This window comes from Brevibacterium sp. R8603A2, from assembly GCF_023072605.1.
Lineage (GTDB): Bacteria > Actinomycetota > Actinomycetes > Actinomycetales > Brevibacteriaceae > Brevibacterium > Brevibacterium pityocampae.
In genome coordinates this window covers 1-3,240 of record NZ_JALLGN010000029.1, presented here as the reverse complement: position 1 = coordinate 3,240, position 3,240 = coordinate 1, and the positions used below count along the sequence as shown (strand labels likewise).

At 66.8% G+C, this 3,240-nt stretch carries 2 protein-coding genes; one reads left to right on the top strand and one right to left on the bottom strand.

Features of this window, described 5'->3' with window-relative positions; genetic code table 11:
• Positions 1-480: 480 nt before the first annotated feature.
• Positions 481-2,718, bottom strand: a complete 2,238-nt coding sequence (locus tag MTQ12_RS14690) for an FtsK/SpoIIIE domain-containing protein (protein ID WP_247619209.1) — start codon at positions 2,716-2,718, stop codon at positions 481-483.
• Between the two features lie 186 nt (positions 2,719-2,904).
• On the opposite strand from MTQ12_RS14690, the gene MTQ12_RS14685 reads away from it, so the two are divergent.
• A complete protein-coding gene (locus MTQ12_RS14685) occupies positions 2,905-3,138 on the top strand; it encodes a hypothetical protein (RefSeq protein WP_247619208.1) in 234 nt (77 codons plus the stop codon).
• Positions 3,139-3,240: the final 102 nt, after the last annotated feature.

Here is a 3,240-nt window from a genome sequence, read left to right as displayed (position 1 = left end):
GCATTCGGCGCTGCACTACCGGCCGCCGATCGAGGCGCATTCTGATTGGATCAAACAGCAGACCACTACAGGCGTGGCCGCATAGGAAACCAAGAAAAGAAGCCTCTACCAAACCCAGGGCTTGACAGACCCTGCACGCGGATGACCTCTGACAGGCTGTCGAGGAACCTGTGCTGGTCGTGGCTGAGTTCCTGGTTTTGGGGCTTGACGGACGGCTCTTCTTGCACGTGATCATCATAGAGATTGCAGGGAGAGTGCGTCGGCGTTCGTGCTGGGCGTATGGTGTGTCGCTGCGGGCCGGCAGGGTAGGAACCGAGTTCCGCAGTACCTGTGACCTGCACGTCCTAGGCGCTCGTGTCGCCCACCGGAGACTCTCACTCGCTCGGATGCCACGGCCCATGCGCCGCCGGCAGTGTCGTATTCGACAACCTCGTGTCCCGGTTCGTGTTCGGTGGAGTCGGCACCCAACACGTCGACGGGTCAGTCTCGGCAACCACGATCCATGCACGTAGAGCTGGAAGGATCCGCGCCGAGGTCGTCGATCGAATGGCACTGATGACGGTGAGGTGCTGAGGTGTGTCGACGACGGTGGTCCTGTGGCTGGAGGCGGATCGGTGTGGCGGTGCCGCCCGCGATCCACCACTGGGCGTCTGCGTCGTGGGGGATCGGAGCGAGGCTGCGGTGGCCGGCCATCCGGAGGGAGCTCTCGGACCATGGGCCCAGCAGCAGGGTGGGACCAGCTGCGTCGGCAGAGCTCGTGGGCGGTCGGGGTATGTTTCCGGTTGGCGGCCGCCCGAACCGGGGCGGCTGAGGGGTTCCGAGCGCCGGTGGAGCGTCGGGTGGCGAGTGAGCTCCTTCGGATACGAGGCAGACGGGTCTGCGTGCGGATGCGGCGGCGTCCGCTGCTGCGCGCTGGGTGGGGTCACCGCAGTCGAGGACGACGGCCACGCCGCGGTCGCGCAGTCGGTGGACGAAGGCACTGAGGTTGACGGGATCGTCGGGTGCCGCGAGGAGCACCGTCAGCACGTTTCCAACGATGTCTGGGTCCCACCGAATCTCTGTGCCGGCCGGATCCCATCCGATCGGAACGGTGCCGACGGGGTCCCCGCTGGTAGGAGCGTCTCTGCCTGAACTCTCGCGCTCTGGGTGCTCGGTTGAGGTGGGTGAAACCCCGGCGGGGGTGAAGTGGGACCACAGCGGGTGGGGGCGCACAGGGCCCGCACCCAGAGCCCGCTCTGTAGGTACTGTGTCCCGCATGATCTGCAGGTCTGCTCCTTCGTGGCTGCCGGTGACGGCTGCCTCGCCGATGATGACGGCTCGCCCGGGCGGCCAGTCCCCAGAGAAGCGCGCGGCGCTCAGCCCGAAGAACACGGCGTCCTGTTCGGCAGCGGGAGGGAATACGATCCGTGTCTGAGCGGTCTGCGAAAGCCGCTGGGCAAGCGCGCGTCTGTGACCCGATACGACGAACTTCATGCCCGCACTTCCGGTGAGCAGCCGTTCCAGACGATCGACGCGTGTCGACGTCTGATGGGCGGTGACGAACTCGTCCCAATCGTCGATCGCCCATACGACGGGGCGACGGATCCGCTCGCACTCGGTGGTGAGGTGATCGATCGCCCAGGACTGCCCATGCCCTAGGCGGAGGATCCCCTCGGCGTCGACATGAGGTGCGTCGGCGCGTGGTCCGATGTGGATGACGGGCAGCCCGGCTGCATGGAATGCGCGAGCGGAGGATTCGACCGCGGTCGACCAGCCGCGGCCTCGGCCTCCGGAGATCGTGAGGGAGCCGGAATCGGCTGTGAGGCTGACATGTGCCACGCGGTTCTCGTCAGGCAGGTCGACGAGCCCGACAGCGGTGGTGCCAGTCTGCGGAAGGTGATCGGGCAGTGCGGGAGCGATGACCTCGTGCCGTGGTCCCAAAGGCCCTTCCGCGACGATGGGCAGAGACGGCGGGCGGTGCGGAAGCGGGAGGAGGACCTCGGCGGAGTCGGGCAGGGACGTCACCGTCACGTGCGGTCCGGAGGACGCAGTGGCCTCCGGGTCTCCGGGAAGTGCAGAACGGAATGAGCGGATCCCTCTGTCGTCGGACACGAGCGCGGTCCCGGGCAGGTGAGGGTCGAGCCACGCGGCGTCGGGCACTCCCAGAACCTCGTGCGAGTCCGCCTCGTCGCGGACCCGCAGGCAGATGCGGAGCGAGATGTTCGCTCGCATCCGTGCGGAGACCACTCCGGACGGCCGCTGTGTCGCCAGCACGAGGTGGACGCCCAGTGACCGGCCGACCGCGGTGAGGTGCTCGAACTTCGCGACGATGTGCGGGCTGAGCGATCTGAGCACGTGGAACTCGTCGATGACGACGAGCAGACGCGGCATTCGGCGGACGGCGGGGTCGTGCCGGGAGCGTTCGAGCAGCTCGTCGATGTCGCGGCACCCCGAGTGGGCCAGATGCCGCTCGCGGCGCGCGATCTCTGCGGTGATGCTGCGGACGGCGCGCAGAGCGGCGGGTTCGTCGAGGTCGGTGATCAGGCAGTCGGTGTGAGGGCGGTGCAGGAATCCGCTGAGGCTGGCGCCGCCCTTGAAATCGAGCAGGACGAGGCGGAGGTCGTCGGGTGAGTGGGTGCGGCAGAGTGCGTCGAGCCACGCCTCGAGGAGGACCGATTTGCCGCTGCCGGTGGTGCCGGTGACGAGTGCGTGGGGGCCGGAGGTGCGCAGGTCCAGCACGGCGAGCGGGTTCTCGGGTCGGAGGGTGGCGGCAACACCCCCCGGATCATCGATGACAGGGCAAGACAGCCATACCAGGGCCAGCGACCAGATCCTCTGGTGAGGACCTACTAATGAATGTAACGGGCGACCAGGGCGGGGCGCCTCCTGAGCGATGAGCGAGAGGGACAACATTTGCAGGAGACAGTGACGGACGAAGACATCCTCCGACTGGTCAGGGCGAGCACTAGGAACCGCGCCTACCTCCTCGATGAAGAGGACGCGGCGGGAGTCGTCCTATCCAAGCTGTACGGGGAGGCTGTCAACAAGAAGAGCAGCGTGCCGAAGGTCGACCAGATCAAGGCGAAGAAGCTCAATTACGCGTCCACGTCGGTGAGGAATCTTGCGTCGACCGAGGTCAAGTCCCTTGGAGTGGTGTAGCGGTTGGATCCTTCGTTAGGGGTCTCAGGCGCTGAGTTCGAGTGGGATGTCGGTGTCGGTGCTCACCTCGTCTCCGGTGTTCTCGACGGCCGTGAGTCGGCA